The organism is Roseateles sp. DAIF2, from assembly GCF_015624425.1.
Classification (GTDB): domain Bacteria; phylum Pseudomonadota; class Gammaproteobacteria; order Burkholderiales; family Burkholderiaceae_C; genus Kinneretia.
Genome location: NZ_CP049919.1, coordinates 657,051 through 673,520 on the forward strand (window position 1 = coordinate 657,051; position 16,470 = coordinate 673,520).

At 70.4% G+C, this 16,470-nt stretch carries 15 protein-coding genes; 10 read left to right on the plus strand and 5 right to left on the minus strand.

The window, feature by feature from the left end:
* Position 1: 1 nt before the first annotated feature.
* The 5 genes from G8A07_RS03110 (at position 2) to G8A07_RS03130 (ending at position 3,352) form a co-directional block, all read left to right on the plus strand.
* A complete protein-coding gene (locus tag G8A07_RS03110) occupies positions 2 to 415 on the plus strand; it encodes a F0F1 ATP synthase subunit epsilon (RefSeq protein WP_195795665.1) in 414 nt (137 codons plus the stop codon).
* A gap of 181 nt (positions 416 to 596) precedes the next feature.
* Positions 597 to 1,277, plus strand: a complete 681-nt coding sequence (locus tag G8A07_RS03115; protein WP_195795666.1) for a CsgG/HfaB family protein — start codon at positions 597 to 599, stop codon at positions 1,275 to 1,277.
* Positions 1,278 to 1,294: 17 nt separating this feature from the next.
* The gene (locus tag G8A07_RS03120; protein WP_195795667.1) at positions 1,295 to 1,681 is read left to right on the plus strand and encodes a DUF4810 domain-containing protein; all 387 of its coding nucleotides are present in this window, start codon (positions 1,295 to 1,297) and stop codon (positions 1,679 to 1,681) included.
* A 25-nt stretch (positions 1,682 to 1,706) separates the two neighbouring features.
* The gene (locus G8A07_RS03125; protein ID WP_195795668.1) at positions 1,707 to 2,381 is read left to right on the plus strand and encodes a DUF799 domain-containing protein; all 675 of its coding nucleotides are present in this window, start codon (positions 1,707 to 1,709) and stop codon (positions 2,379 to 2,381) included.
* 59 nt (positions 2,382 to 2,440) lie between these two features.
* Entirely contained in the window at positions 2,441 to 3,352 is a 912-nt protein-coding gene (locus tag G8A07_RS03130) for a D-hexose-6-phosphate mutarotase (RefSeq protein WP_195795669.1), read from the plus strand.
* 230 nt (positions 3,353 to 3,582) lie between these two features.
* On the opposite strand, the gene G8A07_RS03135 is transcribed toward G8A07_RS03130, so the two are convergent.
* The 3 genes from G8A07_RS03135 to G8A07_RS03145 are packed head-to-tail and all read right to left on the minus strand — an operon-like array spanning position 3,583 to position 5,660.
* Positions 3,583 to 4,101, minus strand: a complete 519-nt coding sequence (locus G8A07_RS03135) for a TPM domain-containing protein (RefSeq protein WP_195795670.1) — start codon at positions 4,099 to 4,101, stop codon at positions 3,583 to 3,585.
* On the minus strand, positions 4,101 to 5,015 hold the full coding sequence (locus G8A07_RS03140) for a YgcG family protein (RefSeq protein WP_195795671.1): 915 nt from the start codon (positions 5,013 to 5,015) through the stop codon (positions 4,101 to 4,103). The genes G8A07_RS03135 and G8A07_RS03140 overlap by 1 nt, the downstream gene beginning before the upstream one ends.
* Positions 5,016 to 5,036: 21 nt before the next feature.
* Positions 5,037 to 5,660 carry a LemA family protein gene (locus G8A07_RS03145; protein WP_195795672.1) on the minus strand — a complete coding sequence of 208 codons (624 nt, stop codon included), beginning with the start codon at positions 5,658 to 5,660 and terminating at the stop codon, positions 5,037 to 5,039.
* 97 nt (positions 5,661 to 5,757) lie between these two features.
* Here G8A07_RS03145 and hemE point away from each other — a divergent pair, with 97 nt between their 5' ends.
* From hemE to G8A07_RS03165, 4 genes are all read left to right on the plus strand, one after another.
* The gene (gene hemE / locus G8A07_RS03150; protein ID WP_195795673.1) at positions 5,758 to 6,861 is read left to right on the plus strand and encodes a uroporphyrinogen decarboxylase; all 1,104 of its coding nucleotides are present in this window, start codon (positions 5,758 to 5,760) and stop codon (positions 6,859 to 6,861) included.
* A 311-nt stretch (positions 6,862 to 7,172) separates the two neighbouring features.
* A complete protein-coding gene (locus G8A07_RS03155; RefSeq protein ID WP_195795674.1) occupies positions 7,173 to 9,275 on the plus strand; it encodes a primosomal protein N' in 2,103 nt (700 codons plus the stop codon).
* A 177-nt stretch (positions 9,276 to 9,452) separates the two neighbouring features.
* Positions 9,453 to 10,907, plus strand: a complete 1,455-nt coding sequence (locus G8A07_RS03160) for a dihydrolipoyl dehydrogenase (RefSeq protein WP_195795675.1) — start codon at positions 9,453 to 9,455, stop codon at positions 10,905 to 10,907.
* A 35-nt stretch (positions 10,908 to 10,942) separates the two neighbouring features.
* Entirely contained in the window at positions 10,943 to 11,593 is a 651-nt protein-coding gene (locus G8A07_RS03165) for a penicillin-insensitive murein endopeptidase (RefSeq protein ID WP_249937205.1), read from the plus strand.
* On the opposite strand, the gene G8A07_RS03170 is transcribed toward G8A07_RS03165, so the two are convergent.
* Together G8A07_RS03170 and G8A07_RS03175 are read right to left on the minus strand one after the other, a co-directional pair.
* Positions 11,590 to 14,028 (minus strand): S9 family peptidase, encoded by a 2,439-nt coding sequence (locus G8A07_RS03170; protein WP_195795677.1) that lies wholly within the window; start codon positions 14,026 to 14,028, stop codon positions 11,590 to 11,592. The genes G8A07_RS03165 and G8A07_RS03170 overlap by 4 nt on opposite strands.
* A 39-nt stretch (positions 14,029 to 14,067) precedes the next feature.
* The gene (locus G8A07_RS03175; protein WP_195795678.1) at positions 14,068 to 15,039 is read right to left on the minus strand and encodes an AEC family transporter; all 972 of its coding nucleotides are present in this window, start codon (positions 15,037 to 15,039) and stop codon (positions 14,068 to 14,070) included.
* A 163-nt stretch (positions 15,040 to 15,202) separates the two neighbouring features.
* On the opposite strand from G8A07_RS03175, the gene G8A07_RS03180 reads away from it, so the two are divergent.
* The gene (locus tag G8A07_RS03180; RefSeq protein ID WP_195795679.1) at positions 15,203 to 16,270 is read left to right on the plus strand and encodes a hypothetical protein; all 1,068 of its coding nucleotides are present in this window, start codon (positions 15,203 to 15,205) and stop codon (positions 16,268 to 16,270) included.
* Positions 16,271 to 16,470: the final 200 nt, after the last annotated feature.

Here is a 16,470-nt window from a genome sequence, read left to right on the forward strand (position 1 = left end):
CATGGCAACCATTCATGTTGACGTGGTGTCCGCCGAGGAGCAGATCTTCTCCGGCGAGGCCAAGTTCGTCGCGCTGCCGGGCGAAGGCGGTGAGCTGGGCATCCTGCCCCAGCACACCCCGCTGATCACCCGCATCAAGCCCGGCGCCGTGCGCATCGAGAAGGCCGATGGCGGCGAAGAGTTCGTCTTCGTGGCCGGCGGTCTGCTGGAAGTGCAGCCGGGCACCGTCACCGTGCTGGCCGACACCGCCATCCGCGGCAAGGACCTGGACGAAGCCAAGGCGACCGAGGCCAAGAAGCTGGCCGAGGAAGCGATGAAGAACGCCAAGAGCGACATCGACTTTGCCGCCGCGCAAAGCGAGTTCGTCGCGATGGCCGCCCAGATCGCGGCGCTGCGCAAGTTCCGCAAGAAGTAAAAGAGAACAGATCGAAGCTCCGCTCGGAGCTCGTTCTAGCAACGGCAGGATGTGCGAGAAGTCGCACTCCTGCCGTTGTTCTTTGTGCACGCTCCTCGAGGCGCTTGATTCGGAAACATTACAGTTACATGTCCGCCGGAAATCCCGTGCGGCAGCAAAAGAATCGAGGGAGTCTTCTTCTATGCAAGTTTCTGTCTGGGCCCAACGGGCCGGTTTGGCGCTGGCCGTTTCGGCGCTGTACGGTTGTGCCGCAACCGAGCAGTCGCGCACGATCGAGGTGCCCAAGCCCGTGGTCGCCGCACCAACCCAACAGGCGACCCGTGCGCCGATCGCCGTGGGCAAGTTCGACAACCGCTCCAGCTTCATGCGCGGCCTGTTCTCGGATGGCGTGGATCGCCTGGGTTCGCAATCCAAGTCCATCCTGATCGCGCATCTGCAGCAGACTCAGCGCTTCAATGTGCTGGACCGTGACAACCTCGAAGAGGCCAAGCAAGAGGCCCAGTTCAAGGCGAGTGCCCTGAACATCAAGGGGGCCGACTACCTGGTCACCGGCGCGGTGACCGAGTTCGGCCGCAAGGAGGTGGGCGACCAGCAACTGTTCGGCCTGTTGGGCCGCGGCAAGTCGCAGGTGGCCTATGCCAAGGTGACGCTGAATGTGGTCAACAGCCAGACCTCCGAGGTGGTGTTCTCGGTGCAGGGCGCTGGCGAATACAGCTTGTCGACCCGCGAGGTCGCCGGCTTCGGTAGTACCGCGAGCTATGACGCGACCCTGAACGGCAAGGTGCTGGACCTGGCCATCAAGGAAGCCGTCACTGGCCTGGTGGCCGGTGTCGACGCCGGTAACTGGCGTCCGCAACGTTGAGCGACGAGGTTTCTATCATGACCCTTCGTCATCTCGGATTGCGCCTGGGTATGGCGGCCCTGGCTGCCTCGTTGGTGGCCTGCGCTGCTGCACCTCAGAAACCGCTGTACCAGTGGAGTGGCTACCAGCCTCAGCTGTACGAGTACTTCAAGGATGGCGGTGCAAACGCCGGCGCACAGATCGGCGCGCTGGAAGCCCAGCTGGAGAAGAACAAGGCCGCCGGCGAGGTTTCGCCACCCGGCCTGCATGCTCATCTGGCCCTGCTGTACAGCAAGGTCGGCAATGACCAGGCCGCGCGCACGCATCTGGAAGCCGAACGCAAGCTGTTCCCGGAGTCGGCCGCCTATGTCGACTTCCTGCTCAAGAACGGTGGCGCGGCAACCAAGCCGGCCTCCAAGACCTGAAGCCCAAGAGATCGGAAATCCAAGCATGATCCGTCCCTACGAACTGTGCCGTCGCCTGCTGGCGGTGCTCGGGCTGGCGGCGCTGACCGCCTGCGCCACGCAACCGGCCAAGCAATATGACTACAGCGCGCTCAAGGAAGCCAAGCCAGCGTCCCTGCTGATCCTGCCGCCGCTGAATGACTCGCCCGACGTTGCCGCCACCTACAGCGTCTACTCCCAGCTGACCCATCCGCTGGCCGAGTCGGGCTACTACGTGCTGCCGGTGTCGCTGGTGGACGAGACGCTGCGCCAGAATGGTGTCGTCAATGCGGCCGAGGCCCACTCGATCGACGCAGCCAAGCTGCGCCAGATCTTCGGTGCCGATGCCGCGCTCTATGTGGCGGTGAAGCGCTACGGCTCGGTCTACAAGGTCGTCTCCAGCGATGCAACCGTCGAGGTCGAGGCCAAGCTGGTGGATCTCAAGACCGGTCAGCAGCTGTGGGATGGCAAGGCGATCGCCTCGACGGCCGAGCAGAACAACAACAACCAGGGCGGCCTGGTGGGGTTGTTGGTGAAGGCAGTGATCGACCAGATCGCCAACAACTTGACCGAGCGCAGCCACCATGTTGCCGGCATTGCCAGCCAGCGCCTGTTGACCGCTGGCACGCCCAACGGCCTGTTGCCCGGCCCGCGTGCGCCCGCGGCCGCTGCGAAAAACTAGAATCCTCTGCTCCGGCAGTGCGACCCACCGGCGTGCCGGTGGGTTTTTCTTTTTCTGACATGAGCAAACGCATCGTCCCTTCGCATTACCACGGCCTCGAAGCCCTGGAACTCCTCGCCCCCGACGGCGCCCGCGCCGTGCTGCTGCTGCATGGGGCCCATCTCGTGTCCTGGGTGCCGGCCGGCGCCGGGGAGCAGCTGTATCTGTCGCCGAAGAGCGCCTTCAGCTCCGGCCAGGCGATCCGCGGCGGGGTGCCGGTGTGCTTCCCGCAGTTCGCGATGCGCGGGCCGCTGCAAAAGCATGGCTTCGCACGCAGCAAGCCCTGGCAGCTGGTCTTGGCCGAGCAGGGCGAGGACGATGCGCTGGCGGTGCTGCGCCTGAGCGACGATGCGGCCAGCCGCATGGTCTGGCCGCATGCCTTCGAGGCCGAGCTGAGTGTGCGCATCGCCGGCGGCACGCTGGAGCTGGAACTGGCCTGCGAGCACAAGGGGCAGGAGGGCGATGCGCCCTTCGACTTCACAGCCGCGCTGCACACCTATCTGGGGCTGGAGGAGCTGAGCGATGCCAGCCTGCGCGGCCTGGCCGGCCTGCATTACTGGGACGCGGTTGCCGGCGTCGAGAAGCAGCAGCGCACCGACCTGCTGCTGCCCGGCAGCCCCGGCACCGAGGACCTGGACCGCATCTACCACCAGGTCCAGCAAGACCTGACCCTGATCGAGCAGAACGCCGGCCGGCCGGAGCGCCGCCTGCTGATCCGCCAGCAGGGCTTTGCCGACACGGTGGTGTGGAACCCCGGCGCGGCCAAATGCGCGCAGGTCGCCGACATGCCGGCGGACGGCTATCGCAAGATGCTGTGCGTCGAGGCCGCGGCGGTCGAACACCCGATCCGGCTCGCGCCGGGCGAGAGCTGGGCCGGGCTGCAGAGCCTCACCCTGCTGGGGCCGGACGACGAGGCGGCGGGCACAGCCTAGATCCGGCAGTTGGGCGAGCCCGAGGGGCTGGCGAGGCGGGACGCGGGCAAGGCACGCCGACGAAGTGGGCTTCTGCCCACGAGGAGAAGCAACGCCGCCAGCGGCCCGAAGCGCCAGACCAGCGGGTTCGCAGCGTTCATCACCGACGTGGTGAGTACGGCTCGGGCACTAGGGCATTGATTTGCCGAGTCTTTCGAGGACGGGCAAGCGGTCAACTGCCGGATCTAGGCTTAGAGCAGGGCCGGTGAGTCGGGCAGCTCGTTGACGTTGGCCCGGCCGGCGGCCAGCGGGAAATGCTGGCCGAGCAGCCGACCGATGCGGTCCACCGCGTCGGCCAGTCCGGGCTCGAACTCGCCGCGCTTGAAGGCGGCGCTCATGTCGGCCAGCATCTGCTGCCAGGTCGCGGCCTCGACCCGCTGCGTCAGGCCGCGGTCCGCGACGATCTCGATGCGGTGCTCGGCCAGCAGCAGGTAGATCAGCACGCCGTTGTTCTGCTCGGTGTCCCAGACGCGCAGCTTGCCGAACATCGCGATCGCCCGCTCGCGCGCATCGGCGCGGCGCCACAGATAGGACAGCGGCAGGCTGGCCTCCACGCAGATGCGGATCTCGCCGCTGTGGCCGGCCTCGCTGGTGGCCACGCGCTGGCGCAGCCGCTCCAGCGCCGCCGGTGGCAGCACGCGGCGCGCATCGGCCTCGTCCCACAGCCGGTGCTTGAAGAACCGGATCCAGAAACCACCGCCGCCCGCCATCACCAATCCCCCGAGGCGCCGCCGCCGCCGAAATCGCCACCGCCGCCGGACGAGAAGCCGCCGCCGCTGTCGCTGCCACCCCCTCCGCTCCAGCCGCCGCCACCGCCGCCCCAGATGATGGGCCCGCCGCCATGGCCGCCGCTGTAGCCGCTGCTTCCCCGCACGCCGCGCCGCGCCGCGCCGATGCCCAGCACGCCGACCAGCACCAGGGCCGCGACGCCGGCCAGGCCGGCGATCAGCACACTGGTGCTGAAGAACCAGCCGACCACGCCGGCCGCGCCGCCGGTGGCCAGGCTGCCGAGCTTGCGGCCGAAGATGCCGGTCAGGATCGCGCCCAGCACCGGCACCGCGATGAAGAACAACGCGGCCAGCTCCTCGATGTCGAAGCCCGTGCCGCCGGTCGGGCGCTCGCGCTGTTGCGGTGGTGCCGGCAGCTGCTCGCCGCGGATGCGCGCCTGCAGCTGGTCCAGCGCCAGGTTCAGCCCGCCGGCATAGTCGCCCTTCTTGAAGGCGGGCGCGATCGCCTGCTGGATGATCTGGCGTGCGGCCAGGTCGGGCACCGCGCCCTCCAGTGCCTTGGCCACCGCGATGCGCACCTTGCGTTCGTCCTTGGCGACGACGATCAGCACGCCGTCGCCGACCTCGCGCCGGCCCAGCTTCCAGGCGTCGCCGACGCGCTGCGTGTAGTCGGTGATGTCCTCCGGCGCGGTGCCCGCCAGCATCAGGATCACGATCTGCGGCCCGGCCTCGCGCTCGAAGGCGGCCAGCTTGGCGTCCAGCGCCTGGCGCTGCGCCTGTGTCAGGGTACCGGTGGAATCGATCACCCGGCCGGTCAGCACCGGCACCGGGCGCAGTTCCTGGGCGGCGGCCAGCAATTGGCAGCCGCACAGCAGGAGCATCAGCAGCCAGCGCATGCGAGAGGGATGAGGTGAGGCTTACTTGGACGCGGGCTTGTCGAAGCTGACCGCCGGCGCGGTCTTGATCGCGGCCTCGTTGTCGACCTGGAAGCTCGGCTTGACCTGGTAGCCGAACACCATCGCGGTCAGGTTGTTCGGGAAGCTGCGGGTGTGCACGTTGTAGTCGGCCACCGACTTGATGTAGCGGTTGCGCGCCACGGTGATGCGGTTCTCGGTGCCTTCCAGCTGCACGCGCAGATCCTGGAAGCCCTGGTTGGCCTTCAGGTTCGGATAGTTCTCGCTGACCACCAGCAGGCGGCTCAAGGCGCCGGACAGCTCGCCCTGCGCGGCCTGGAACTTCTTCAACGCCTCGGGGTTGTTGGCCAGCTCGGGCGTGACCTGGATGCTGGTGGCCTTGGCGCGCGCCTCGACCACCTTGGTCAGGGTCTCCTGCTCAAAGTTGGCCTCGCCCTTGACCGTGTTGACGATGTTGGGGATCAGGTCGGCACGGCGCTGGTACTGGCTCAGCACCTCGGCCCAGTTGGCGCCGACTTGCTCGTCCAGGCGCTGGAACTCGTTGTAGCCGCAGCCCGAGAGCATCAGGCTGCTGCCGAGCAGCAGGGCGGCCAGGGCGCTGCGGCGCAGGGTCGGGATGACGGACATCGAGGATCCTCCTAGATTGATATAGCGCAGGGCAGGGCAATATCTGGCGCCGGCGGCGCGGGATTCAAGCCGATGCCGCAGCGGATAATGCCAGACCATGAGCGCCTTTCCCCAGCTGCAAAACGACAATTTCCTGCGCGCCTGTCTGCGCCAGCCCACTGACCACACCCCGATCTGGCTGATGCGTCAGGCCGGCCGCTATCTGCCCGAGTACCGCGAGACCCGCGCCAAGGCCGGCAGCTTCATGGGATTGGCCACCAACACCGATTACGCGACCGAGGTGACCCTGCAGCCGCTGGAGCGCTACCCGCTGGACGCGGCCATCCTGTTCTCCGACATCCTGACGGTGCCGGACGCGATGGGCCTGGGACTGTCCTTCGCGCAGGGCGAGGGCCCGAAGTTCGAAAAAGTGGTGCGTGACGAGGCCGCGGTGAACGCGCTCGCGGTGCCCGACATGGCCAAGCTGCGCTATGTGTTCGACGCGGTGACGTCGATCCGCAAGGCCCTGAACGGCCGGGTGCCGCTGATCGGCTTCTCCGGCAGCCCCTGGACCCTGGCCTGCTACATGGTCGAGGGCGGCGGCTCCGACGACTACCGCCAGGTCAAGAGCCTGATGTATGCGCGCCCCGACCTGATGCACCGCATCCTGGCCGTCAATGCCGACGCGGTGGCCCAGTACCTGAACACCCAGATCGAGGCCGGCGCGCAAGCGGTGATGATCTTCGACAGCTGGGGCGGCGTGCTGGCCGACGGCATGTTCCAGCGCTTCAGCCTGGACTATTCCAAGCGCGTGCTGGCGCAAGTGAAGACCGAGCATGAGGGCCGGCGCATCCCGCGCATCCTGTTCACCAAGGGTGGCGCGCTGTGGCTGGACGAGATCGCCGCGGCCGGCGCCGATGTCGTCGGCCTGGACTGGACCGCGAACCTGGGTCAGGCGCGCGCAAGCGTCGGCGCCAAGGTCGCGCTGCAGGGCAACCTCGATCCCAATGTGCTGTTCGCGCCGCCCGAGGCGGTGCGCGAGCAGGCCCGCGCGGTGCTGGACAGCTTCGGCCGCCCGCAGCGCGCCGACGGCGGCTGGGACGGCCATGTCTTCAACCTGGGCCATGGCATCAGCCAGTTCACGCCGCCCGACAGCGTGTCCGCCCTGGTCGAGGAAGTGCATCGCTATTCGCGCCTGCAGCGTGCCGCCGCGGTGGCCTGAGCTGCGCGGTAAGTAAGCACTCAGGTTTTGACTTATCCCCAATTTGTAGCCGGCGAGCCAGGGCGACCGACAAAGTCCTCCGGTGCCTTGGTGTTTCCCCGATGGACGGCTAAGTGCTTGATTCATATGGATTGCACCGATTTGGGGGGGAACGGCTTTTGCAATGGTCCCGGGGCGTCGTGGCGCCCGGAACGGCCGCTGTTAGCAACTAACCCACAAAGTTATCCACAGAATTCGAGGTTCTGGGGAAAAGCCCGTCGAATCATCGACTTGGCGGGGAAAGTTGAGATGGCGCTTGATCGGAGGCCGCGGTGAGCCAGCGCCTGCGCGTGGCCGTCGACGCGCCGCAGCACAGCGGCATTTCGGGTCCGCTGGACTACCTCAGTGAGCGCCCGCTCGCGCCCGGCACGCTGGTGCGCGCGCCCCTGGGTCGGCGCGAGCTGACCGGCATCGTCTGGCCCGGCGCCACCGAGGCCGAACAGCAGCTGGACGAGGCCCAGCTGCGCCCGGTCGCCGCCGCGCTCGATGCGCTGCCGCCCTTGTCGGCGCGCTGGTGCGAGCTGGTCGAGTTCGCGGCCAGCTATTACCAGCGCGGCATCGGCGAGGTGGCGCTGTCGGTGCTGCCGCCGCAGCTGCGCGAGCTCTCGCCGGAGCAGCTGCAGGCCCGCCTGGTCAAGCTGGACAAGAAACTGGCCAAGGCCGCGGCCCAGGCAAGCCCTGACCCCGCCGTGCCGCCCGCCCGCCCGACGCTCAGCCCGGCCCAGGCCGAGGTGCTGGCGCGGCTGGACGCGCTGCTGCTGAATGACGCGAGCGGGGCGGCCGAGCCACCGCAGGCGCCGCCCCCGGTGCTGCTCTACGGCGTCACCGGCAGCGGCAAGACCGAGGTCTATCTGCGCGCCGCCGAGCATGCGCTGGCGGCCGGCCGCCAGGTGCTGGTGCTGGTGCCGGAGATCAACCTGACGCCGCAGCTGGAGGCGCGCTTCGCCGAGCGCTTCGCGGGCACCGCGATGGTCTCGCTGCACAGCGGCCTGACGCCGGCGCAGCGCCTGGCCAACTGGCTGTCGGCCCATCTGGGCCATGCGCGCCTGGTGCTGGGCACGCGGCTGGCGGTGTTCGCCTCGCTGCCCAGGCTGGGCCTGATCGCGGTCGACGAGGAGCATGACCCCTCCTACAAGCAGCAGGACGGCGCGCGCTATTCGGCGCGCGACCTGGCGGTCTACCGCGCGCGGCTGGAGAAGGTGCCGGTGATCCTCGGCTCCGCGACGCCCTCCTTGGAGAGTTGGCAGCATGCCAACAGCGGCCGCTACCAGCGCCTGGCGCTGCCGCAACGCATCGGCGGCGGCGCCTTGCCACGCGTGCGCCTGTTCGACATGAACGCGCTGCCGCGCCAGAAGGGCGTGACCACGGCGCTGAGCCCACCCTTGCTGGCCGCGCTGCGCCAGCGCCTGGAGGCCGGCGAGCAGAGCCTGGTGTTCCTGAACCGGCGCGGCTATGCGCCGGTGCTGCATTGCACCGAGTGCGGCTGGAAGAGCGAATGCCCGCATTGCAGCGCCTACCGCGTCTTCCACAAGGCCGACCGCAGCCTGCGCTGCCATCACTGTGGCTTTGCGCAGCGCGTGCCGCATGAATGCCCGGACTGCGGCAACCAGGACATTGCGCCGCTGGGTCGCGGCACCGAGAAACTGGAGGAGCAGCTGGCCGCGGCCCTGCCCGAAGCCCGGGTTGCGCGCATCGATGCCGACACCACCAAGCTCAAGGGCACCCTGGAAAGCCAGCTGGCCGCCGTGCATGAGGGCGAGGTCGACATCCTGGTAGGCACCCAGATGGTCACCAAGGGCCACGACTTCCGCCGCATCACCCTGGTGGCCGCGGTGAATCCGGACGGCGCGCTGTTCAGCAGCGATTTCCGCGCGCCCGAGCGCCTGTTCGCGCTGCTGATGCAGGCCGCGGGCCGTGCCGGACGCGATGCCGAGCAGGCCGCGCGCAGCGAGATGTGGGTTCAGACCTGGCACCCGCAGCATGCGCTGTACCGCGCGCTGCTGACGCATGACTTCGAGGCCTTCGCCGCCAGCCAGCTGGCCGAGCGCGAGAGCGCCGGCCTGCCGCCCTATTCACACCTGGCCCTGCTGCGCGCCGAGGGGCGCACGGCCGAGGCCGCGCAATCCTTCCTGACGGCCGCGATGCGCTGGGCCCAGGCGCAGCCGGAGGCCGCGCAGCTGCTGGTCTACCCGCCGGTGCCGATGAGCATCGCCCGCGTCGCCAATGTCGAGCGCATGCAGATGCTGATCGAGGCGCCGACGCGCGGCGCGCTGCAGCGCTTGCTGTGGCTGTGGATGCCCGAGCTGCATGCGCTGAAGCGCGAGCACAAGGGGCTGACGCGCTGGGCGGTGGACGTGGATCCGCTGGCGATTTGAGGTCACGGCCCACCCCCTACCGGCTTCGCCGGCCCCCTCAAGGGGGCGCGCCCCTTGGCCCGGCGAAGCCGGATCCTCGGGCGCCGCTGGGCCGGCGGTTTGACGCGAGGGGTCTATCCGTCAGGCGATGGCAGAGCGCGCCGACCGGCCCTAGGATGGCCGGCAAGGAGATCCGCGATGAAACAGCTCGAATGCGATGTCGCCATCATCGGCGCCGGCACCGCCGGCATGTCGGCCTACCGGGCCGCGCTGCAGCACACCCCGAGCGTGCTGCTGATCGAAGGCGCCCATTACGGCACCACCTGCGCGCGCGTCGGCTGCATGCCCAGCAAGCTGCTGATCGCGGCGGCCGAGGCGGCGCATGCGATCGGCGCGGCCGACGCTTTCGGCGTGCGCGCGCAGCTGAACGGGATCGACGGCCGCGCGGTGATGCGGCGGGTGCGCGAGGAGCGCGACCGCTTCGTCGGCTTCGTCACCGCCTCGGTGGACGACTGGCCGGCCGCGCACAAGCTCTGGGGCATGGCGCGCTTCATCGCGCCGGGGCGGCTGCAGGTCGGCGACCACACCCAGGTGGCCGCCAAGCGCATCGTGATCGCGACCGGCTCGCACCCGGTCGTGCCCACCGGCTGGCGCGAGGCGCTGGGCGAGCGCCTGATCGTCAACGACGATGTGTTCGACTGGCAGGACCTGCCGGCCTCGGTCGCGGTGATCGGCACGGGCGTGATCGGGCTGGAACTGGCGCAGGCCCTGCACCGGCTGGGCGTGCGGGTGCGCCTCCTGGGCCGCAGCCGCAAGGTCGGGCCGCTGACGGATCCGGCGCTGCAGCCGCTGGCCGCCGCGCTGGTGGCGGCCGAGCTGCCGCTGAGCCTGGAGGCACGCGACATCCAGCTGGAGCGCGAGGGCGCGGATGAAGGGGCTGGGGTGCGGCTGCGCTGCACCTGCCCGCAGGGCGGGCCGATCGATGAGCGCTATGACTATGTGCTGGCCGCGATGGGTCGCGGCCCGAATGTCGCGAGCCTGGACTTGGCGCAGGCCGGCCTGCCACTCGGGCCGGGCGGCGTGCCGAAGGCGGACCGGCGCACCGGCCAGATCGGCGACAGCGGCGTGTTCATCGCCGGCGATGTGCTCGACGAGCGCCAGCTGCTGCACGAGGCCGCCGACGAGGGCCGCATCGCCGGCGACAACGCGGGCCGTCATCCGGACGTGCGGGTGCGGCCGCGCCGCGCGCCGCTTTCGGTGGTGTTCAGCGATCCGCAGATCATGCTGGCCGGCGCCAGCCATGCCGAGCTGATCGAGGCCGGCACGCGTTTCGAGACCGGCGAGGTGTCCTTCGAGGACCAGGGCCGCAGCCGCGTGATGTTGAAGAATCGCGGCGCGCTGCGCGTCTACGGCGAGCGCGAGACCGGCCGTTTTCTCGGCGCGGAGATGATCGGCCCCTCGGCCGAGCACCTGGGTCATCTGCTGGCCTGGTGCGCGCAGCGCCGCGACACCGTGCAGCAGATGCTGGACAGCCCCTTCTACCACCCGGTCGTCGAGGAGGGCCTGCGCACCGCGCTGCGCCAGCTGCAGCGCAAGCTGCGCATGGGCCCGGTGCCGGTGGAGCGCTGCCTCGACTGCGGCCCCGGCGCCTGATGCGCCGGCGCGTCTGGATCGGAGCTGCAACGGCCATGCTGCTCGCTGGCGCGGCCCGGGCGGGCGAGAGTCAATGCTATGGCTCGGTGTCCCGCGGCCGCCTGGAGGGCGGGGTCAAGCTGCCGCAGCGCGGCGAGAACTTCGTTGCCTACAGCGGCAGCGCGGCCCTGGCCGGCCGCACCCATGTGCATTCGCGCGTGGCTGCGATCGTGCTGGAGGCCTTCGCCGCGCTGCAGCGCGACGATCCCTCGCTGCGCTTCGTCTACGGCGAGACCGGCTGGGCCGAGGGCGGGCGCTTGCGCCCGCATCGCACCCATCAGAACGGCCTGTCGGTGGACTTCTTCGTGCCGGTGCGCGACGCCGCCGGCGCCTCGGTGCCGCTGCCCACGCCGCTGCGGCAGCGCTTCGGCTATGACATCGAGTTCGATGCGCAGGCCCGCTACGGCGACTACCGGATCGACTTCGAAGCGCTGGCCGAGCATCTGTACCAGCTGCACCGTGCCGCACAGCGCCAGGGCGCCGGCATCGCGCTGGTGATCTTCGACACCCGCTACCTGCCGCGCCTGTTCGCGACCCCGCGCGGCGCCCATCTGCGCCAGCACCTCAGGTTCATGCAGCGCCAGGCCTGGGTGCGGCACGACGAGCATTACCACGTCGACTTTGCCGTGCCCTGCCGGCCGCTCTAGCGATCATTGCCGTTGCGCGGATCGCCCAGGTAGGTGCGCAGCCACTGGCTCATCTCCCATTGCACCTGGCCGACCGACTCGCGCGCGGTGTAGCCATGGCCCTCGTAGGGCAGGGCGACGTAGCGCACCGTGCCGCCCAGGCCGGCGAGGGCCTGGAACAGGCGTTCGCTCTGCATCGGGAAGGTGCCGGAATTGGCATCGGCCTCGCCGTGGATCAGCAGCAGCGGCTCCTTGATGCGGTCGGCGAACAGATAGGGCGAGAGCTTCAGGTAGGTGTCCCGCGCGTCCCACAGCGAGCGGCGCTCGCTCTGGAAGCCGAAGGGCGTCAGGGTGCGGTTGTAGGCGCCGCTGCGCGCGATGCCGACCTTGAACAGCTTCGTGTGCGCCAGCAGGTTGGCGGCCATGAAGGCGCCGTAGCTGTGGCCGCCGATCGCCAGGCGCTTCGGGTCGACGACGCCCAGGTCCTCGGCCTTGTCGATGATCGCGCGAGCGTTCATCGTGATCTGCTCGATGAAGCCGTCGTTCATGCTGCGCTGGTCGCCGACCACCGGCATCGTCGCGTCGTTCAGCACCACGAAACCCTCCAGCGCCAGCAGCTGCGGGCTGATGCCGGCGAAGCTGGGGAAGCGGCTCGGCGCGCCGCTCAGCTGGCCAGCGACGGAGGCATCGTTGAACTCCAACGGATAGGCCCAGACCAGGGCCGGGCGGCGTTCGCCCTCCTTGTAATCGGGCGGCAGGTAGAGCCAGAAGGACAGCTCGACGCCGTCCGCGCGCTTGAAGCTGACCAGCTCGCGCTTGACCCGGCGCAGCTGCGGGCTCGGGTCCTTGATGCGGGTCAGGGCCTGCGGCGGCGCGCCGCCATTGCCCAGTTCGCGCAGATAGAGATTGGGCGGCTCGACCGGGCTCTCGCGCTGCAGCAGCAGGCGCTTCTCGTCCAGCGGCGCCAGCGGCAGTTCGTAGGCGGCCTCGCCGGACTGGAACAGGCGCTGCACGCTCTGGTCGCGGATCGACAGCTTGTCCAGGAAGGGCCGCTCGCCGCGCGGGCCGGCGCCGGCGCCGATCAGGAAGATCTCGCCCTCGCGCGTGGTCTGAATCACCTGCTGGCCGTTCGGCAGGGTGCGCATCAGCGGGTTGCCCGGATGGCGGTAGCGCTCGCGCACCGAATGCTCGAACAGCGGCTTGCTCTGGCTGCCGCGCAGCGGCAGCAGGTAGCTGCGGGTCCAGGCGCGCGCGCGGTCGGTCTCGGTCAGCAGCGCATGCTGGCCGTCGTCCAGGAAGCGCAGCCGCGTGAAGCGGTGCGGCATGCGCTGCACCTCCAGCGGCTCGCCGCTGAAGGGCGGGTCCAGGCGCATCACGCGGTCGCGGAAGGCGACGCGCGCGTTCGGGTTGCCGCCGTCCAGCGCCTCGACCCAGTAGATCGAGGCGTCCTTGGTCGGCGAGGGGTAGAACACGCGCGGCCCCGGCAGCGCGCCGTCGATCGCGACGCCGCTCTTCAGCGGCAGCTTGGCCAGCTCGCGCAGCACGCGGCCGTCGCGCTGGCGCACCTCGACCACCAGCGGAAAGTCATCCCAGGTCAGGTGGTAGCTGAAGGGCCGCACGACGCGCTCGGTCAGCAGGTACTGGCCCTGGTCGCCGACGCTGCTGACGGCCGAGAACAGCCCCGGCTCGCCGAGGTCGCGCGCCTGGCCGCCGGCCAGGTCGACGAGGGTCAGCTGCGAGCGCGCATGGTGCTCGAACAGCGCTTCCTCATAGGGCGACTTCAGCAAATCAGGATAGGTGCGCTCCGGCGAGGCGCGGCCCAGGTTCTCCTGCACCGCCGGGCTGACCACCGGGCGCGGCGGCGCGCCGCGGCGCTTCGGGATCGTCAGCACCACCAGCTCGCGCGGGTTCAGCCAGGCCTGCTCGCCCTGGCCCAGTGCATTGTTCAGGCGCACGAAGGGGATCTGGCGCAGCCGGCCGCTGGCGGTGTCGCCGACCCACAGCTCGTTGGCCAGGTCGGCGCGCCGCTCCAGCAGGAAGCGCTGGCCGTCCGGTGCCCAGGCGAAGCTGTGAAAACCGCTGCCCGGCAGCTCGACCACGCGCTCCGGCGCATCCGGCTGCAGCAGGCTGCGCAGGCGCAGGCGCTGCACGGTGGCCAGCGGCTGCGGCGTGGTGGTCGCGGCATCGAAGCGCAGGCCGGCCAGGCGCAGGGTCGGGCGCGCCAGTTCCTCGAGGCTGTTGAAGCGCTTCAGCTCCAGCAGGGCCAGGGTCTGGCGGTCCGGCGCGACCAGGAGGCGCGGCAGCGCCGGCGCGTCCAGCACCTCGCGGATCGCGGCCGAGGGCTGCTGGTAGCCCTGCGCCGCGGGCTGGGCCGTGGCGCCGCCCTGGGCCAGCAGGGTGCAGAGCGGCAGCAGCAGGGCGGCGGACGGCAGGAGGGAACGGCGGCGCGGCAACATGAAGCAAGGGTGGGCGGACCCGCAACGATAGCAGGCCCGTCAGCCGCCCTGGGCGCCCAGCAGCCAGGCCAGGCCGGAGAAGCTCAGGAAGGCCAGCGCGGTCGAGGCCATGATGATGCGCGCCACTCGGCCGTTGTCGGCGCCGTAGCGCTCGGCCAGCAGCGAGACATTGCTGGCGCTGGGCAGTGCTGCGGCCAGGGTCAGCACCTGCAGCTGGAAGTCGCTCGGGCCGATGCCGGGGCCCAGCGCCTGCGCGGCGCGCCCCAGGCCCCAGACCAGGGCCGGATGCAGCAGCAGCTTGAAGGCTGCCACCGGCAGATACAGCGCCACCGGCGTGCGGCTGTGCGCATGGCGGCCGGCGCGCCACAGCACCGCGCCGATCGTGAACAGCGCCACCGGCGTGGCCGCGTCGGCCAGCATCTTGATCACCGCGTCCAGCGGCCCGGGCGGGCGCAGCCCGGTGCTGGAGGCCAGCGCGCCGAGCGCGATCGCCCAGGGCAGCGGGTTCGACAGCGCGCCGCGCAGGGCCTGCCGCGCGGCGCGGCCGGCGCTGCCGGGGCCGGCGTCATGCGCGCGCGCCAGACCCAGGCACAGCGAGCTGGTGACGAACAGGTCGGCCAGCACGGTGCAGATCACCGGGCCCGCCGCCGCCGGCCCGAGCAGGGCCACCAGCAGCGGCACGCCCATGAAGCCGGTGTTGGGGAAGGCCGCGACCAGGGCACCGAAGGCCGCGTCCTTCAGCCGCACCCGCGCCGACAGGGTGGCCGCGATCGTCGCGCCCACCATCAGCAGCGCCACCAGCAGGTACAGGCCCAGCAGCGCCGGATCCAGCAGTTCGGCCACCGGCGTGTTCATGCCGAAGCGCAGCAGCAGGCAAGGCAGGGCGAAGAACAGCACGAAGCCGTTCAGCCCCGGGATCGCGCTCTCCTGCAGCACGCCGGCACGCGCGGCCAGATAGCCGCACAGCACCAGGGCGAAGAAGGGCAGGGTGACGGCCAGGATGGCTTGCATGGGGGCGCAGTATCGCAAGCGCCGTGGCGCCGGCGAACGCCGTGCACAAGTTCTCGCCGAGCGTGAGCGATTGCGCGCCACCCCCCGTTTTCGCGGGGGGCGCGAGCGCCGGTCGCGGGGACGCAGCGCCTAGGATGGCCGGGCCAAGTTCTGTTGTTCAACGATGCCTGCCGCCCGTTTTTCCGCCGCCTTCCCCGCGCCGACCCAGGCCGCCCCCGCTGCCGCCGGTCCGCTGGTCGCGGGCGAGCGCCTGGGGGTCTGGCGCATCGTCCAGCCCCTGCATGGCTGCGACACCGGGCGCTGGTACCGGGTCGAGCATCAGCTGGCCCAGGGTGAGCCCGCGGCGCTGCTGGTCTACCAGCGCAGCGAGGATGGTCAGGCCATGCTGCTGCGCCTGGCCGAGCAGGTGCCGCAGCTGGCCGCGCTGCGCCATCCGGCCATGGTGGCGCCGCTGGACAGCGGCCTGACCCCGGCCGGTCATCCCTATCTGGTGATGGCCTGGCCCGAGCAGGGCCAGCCGCTGCTGGGCCCCGGCGCCTATGCGTTGCCGCTGCGCCAGCGCCTGCAGCTGCTGCTGCCGCTGTGCGATGCGCTGCAGGCCGCGCATGACGAGGGTCTGCTGCTGCGCGAGCTGGACCCCGGCCTGCTGTGGCTGGGTGCGGGGCCGCAGCTGCGCCTGCTGAGCCTGGGCCTGGCCGAGCTGGGCGCGGTGCCGGAATCGAGGCCGCGCTACACGCCCGCGGCCCTGCCCTTTGTCGCGCCCGAGCTGCGCGACGGCGCCCCGCCGACCCTGGCCAGCGAGGCCTGGGCACTGGGCCTGCTGGCCTGCTGGCTGATCAACGGCCGCATGCCGCGCCCCGATGCCAACGGCGTGCTGCTGCCCGCTGCCAGCCGCATGGCCGCCCTGCACACCGCCGAACGCTTCAGCCTCGAGGCCCTGTTGCTGAAGGCGATGGCCGAATCGCCGGCGCAGCGCCATGCCTCGGCCCGCGAGCTGGGCGAGGACCTGCGCGCCTGGCTGGCCGGCCAGAACCATTCGGCGCTGAGCCTGGAGCCGATGCCGGAACCGGCCCCGCCGCCGGTGCTGACCGAGGTCGCCATGGCGCCGGCGCAAGCCAGCGCCGCCAAGCCGCGCCGCCGCTGGCGCGGCCTGCTGCTGAGCGCCGGCCTGGTGCTGCTGACCGTCGGCGGCTGGGCCGCCCATCAGCATTGGCCCCTGCTGGTGAACTAGGGCCTGTTAACGCTACGGCAGCAGGCCGCGTTGTGACCAGAAAGGCCGCAGGCAAGGCGCAAACCGCAGCCGGGTTGGACACCCGGCGAGGATTTGCAACGCCGCATGCGGTCTTTCTGGTCACAACCCTTCGGGAAGGCCCGTCCCCAGGGGCCACTCGTCGTTGCAACGCTGGCCCGCACGCGAGTGCGGGCGGCGTG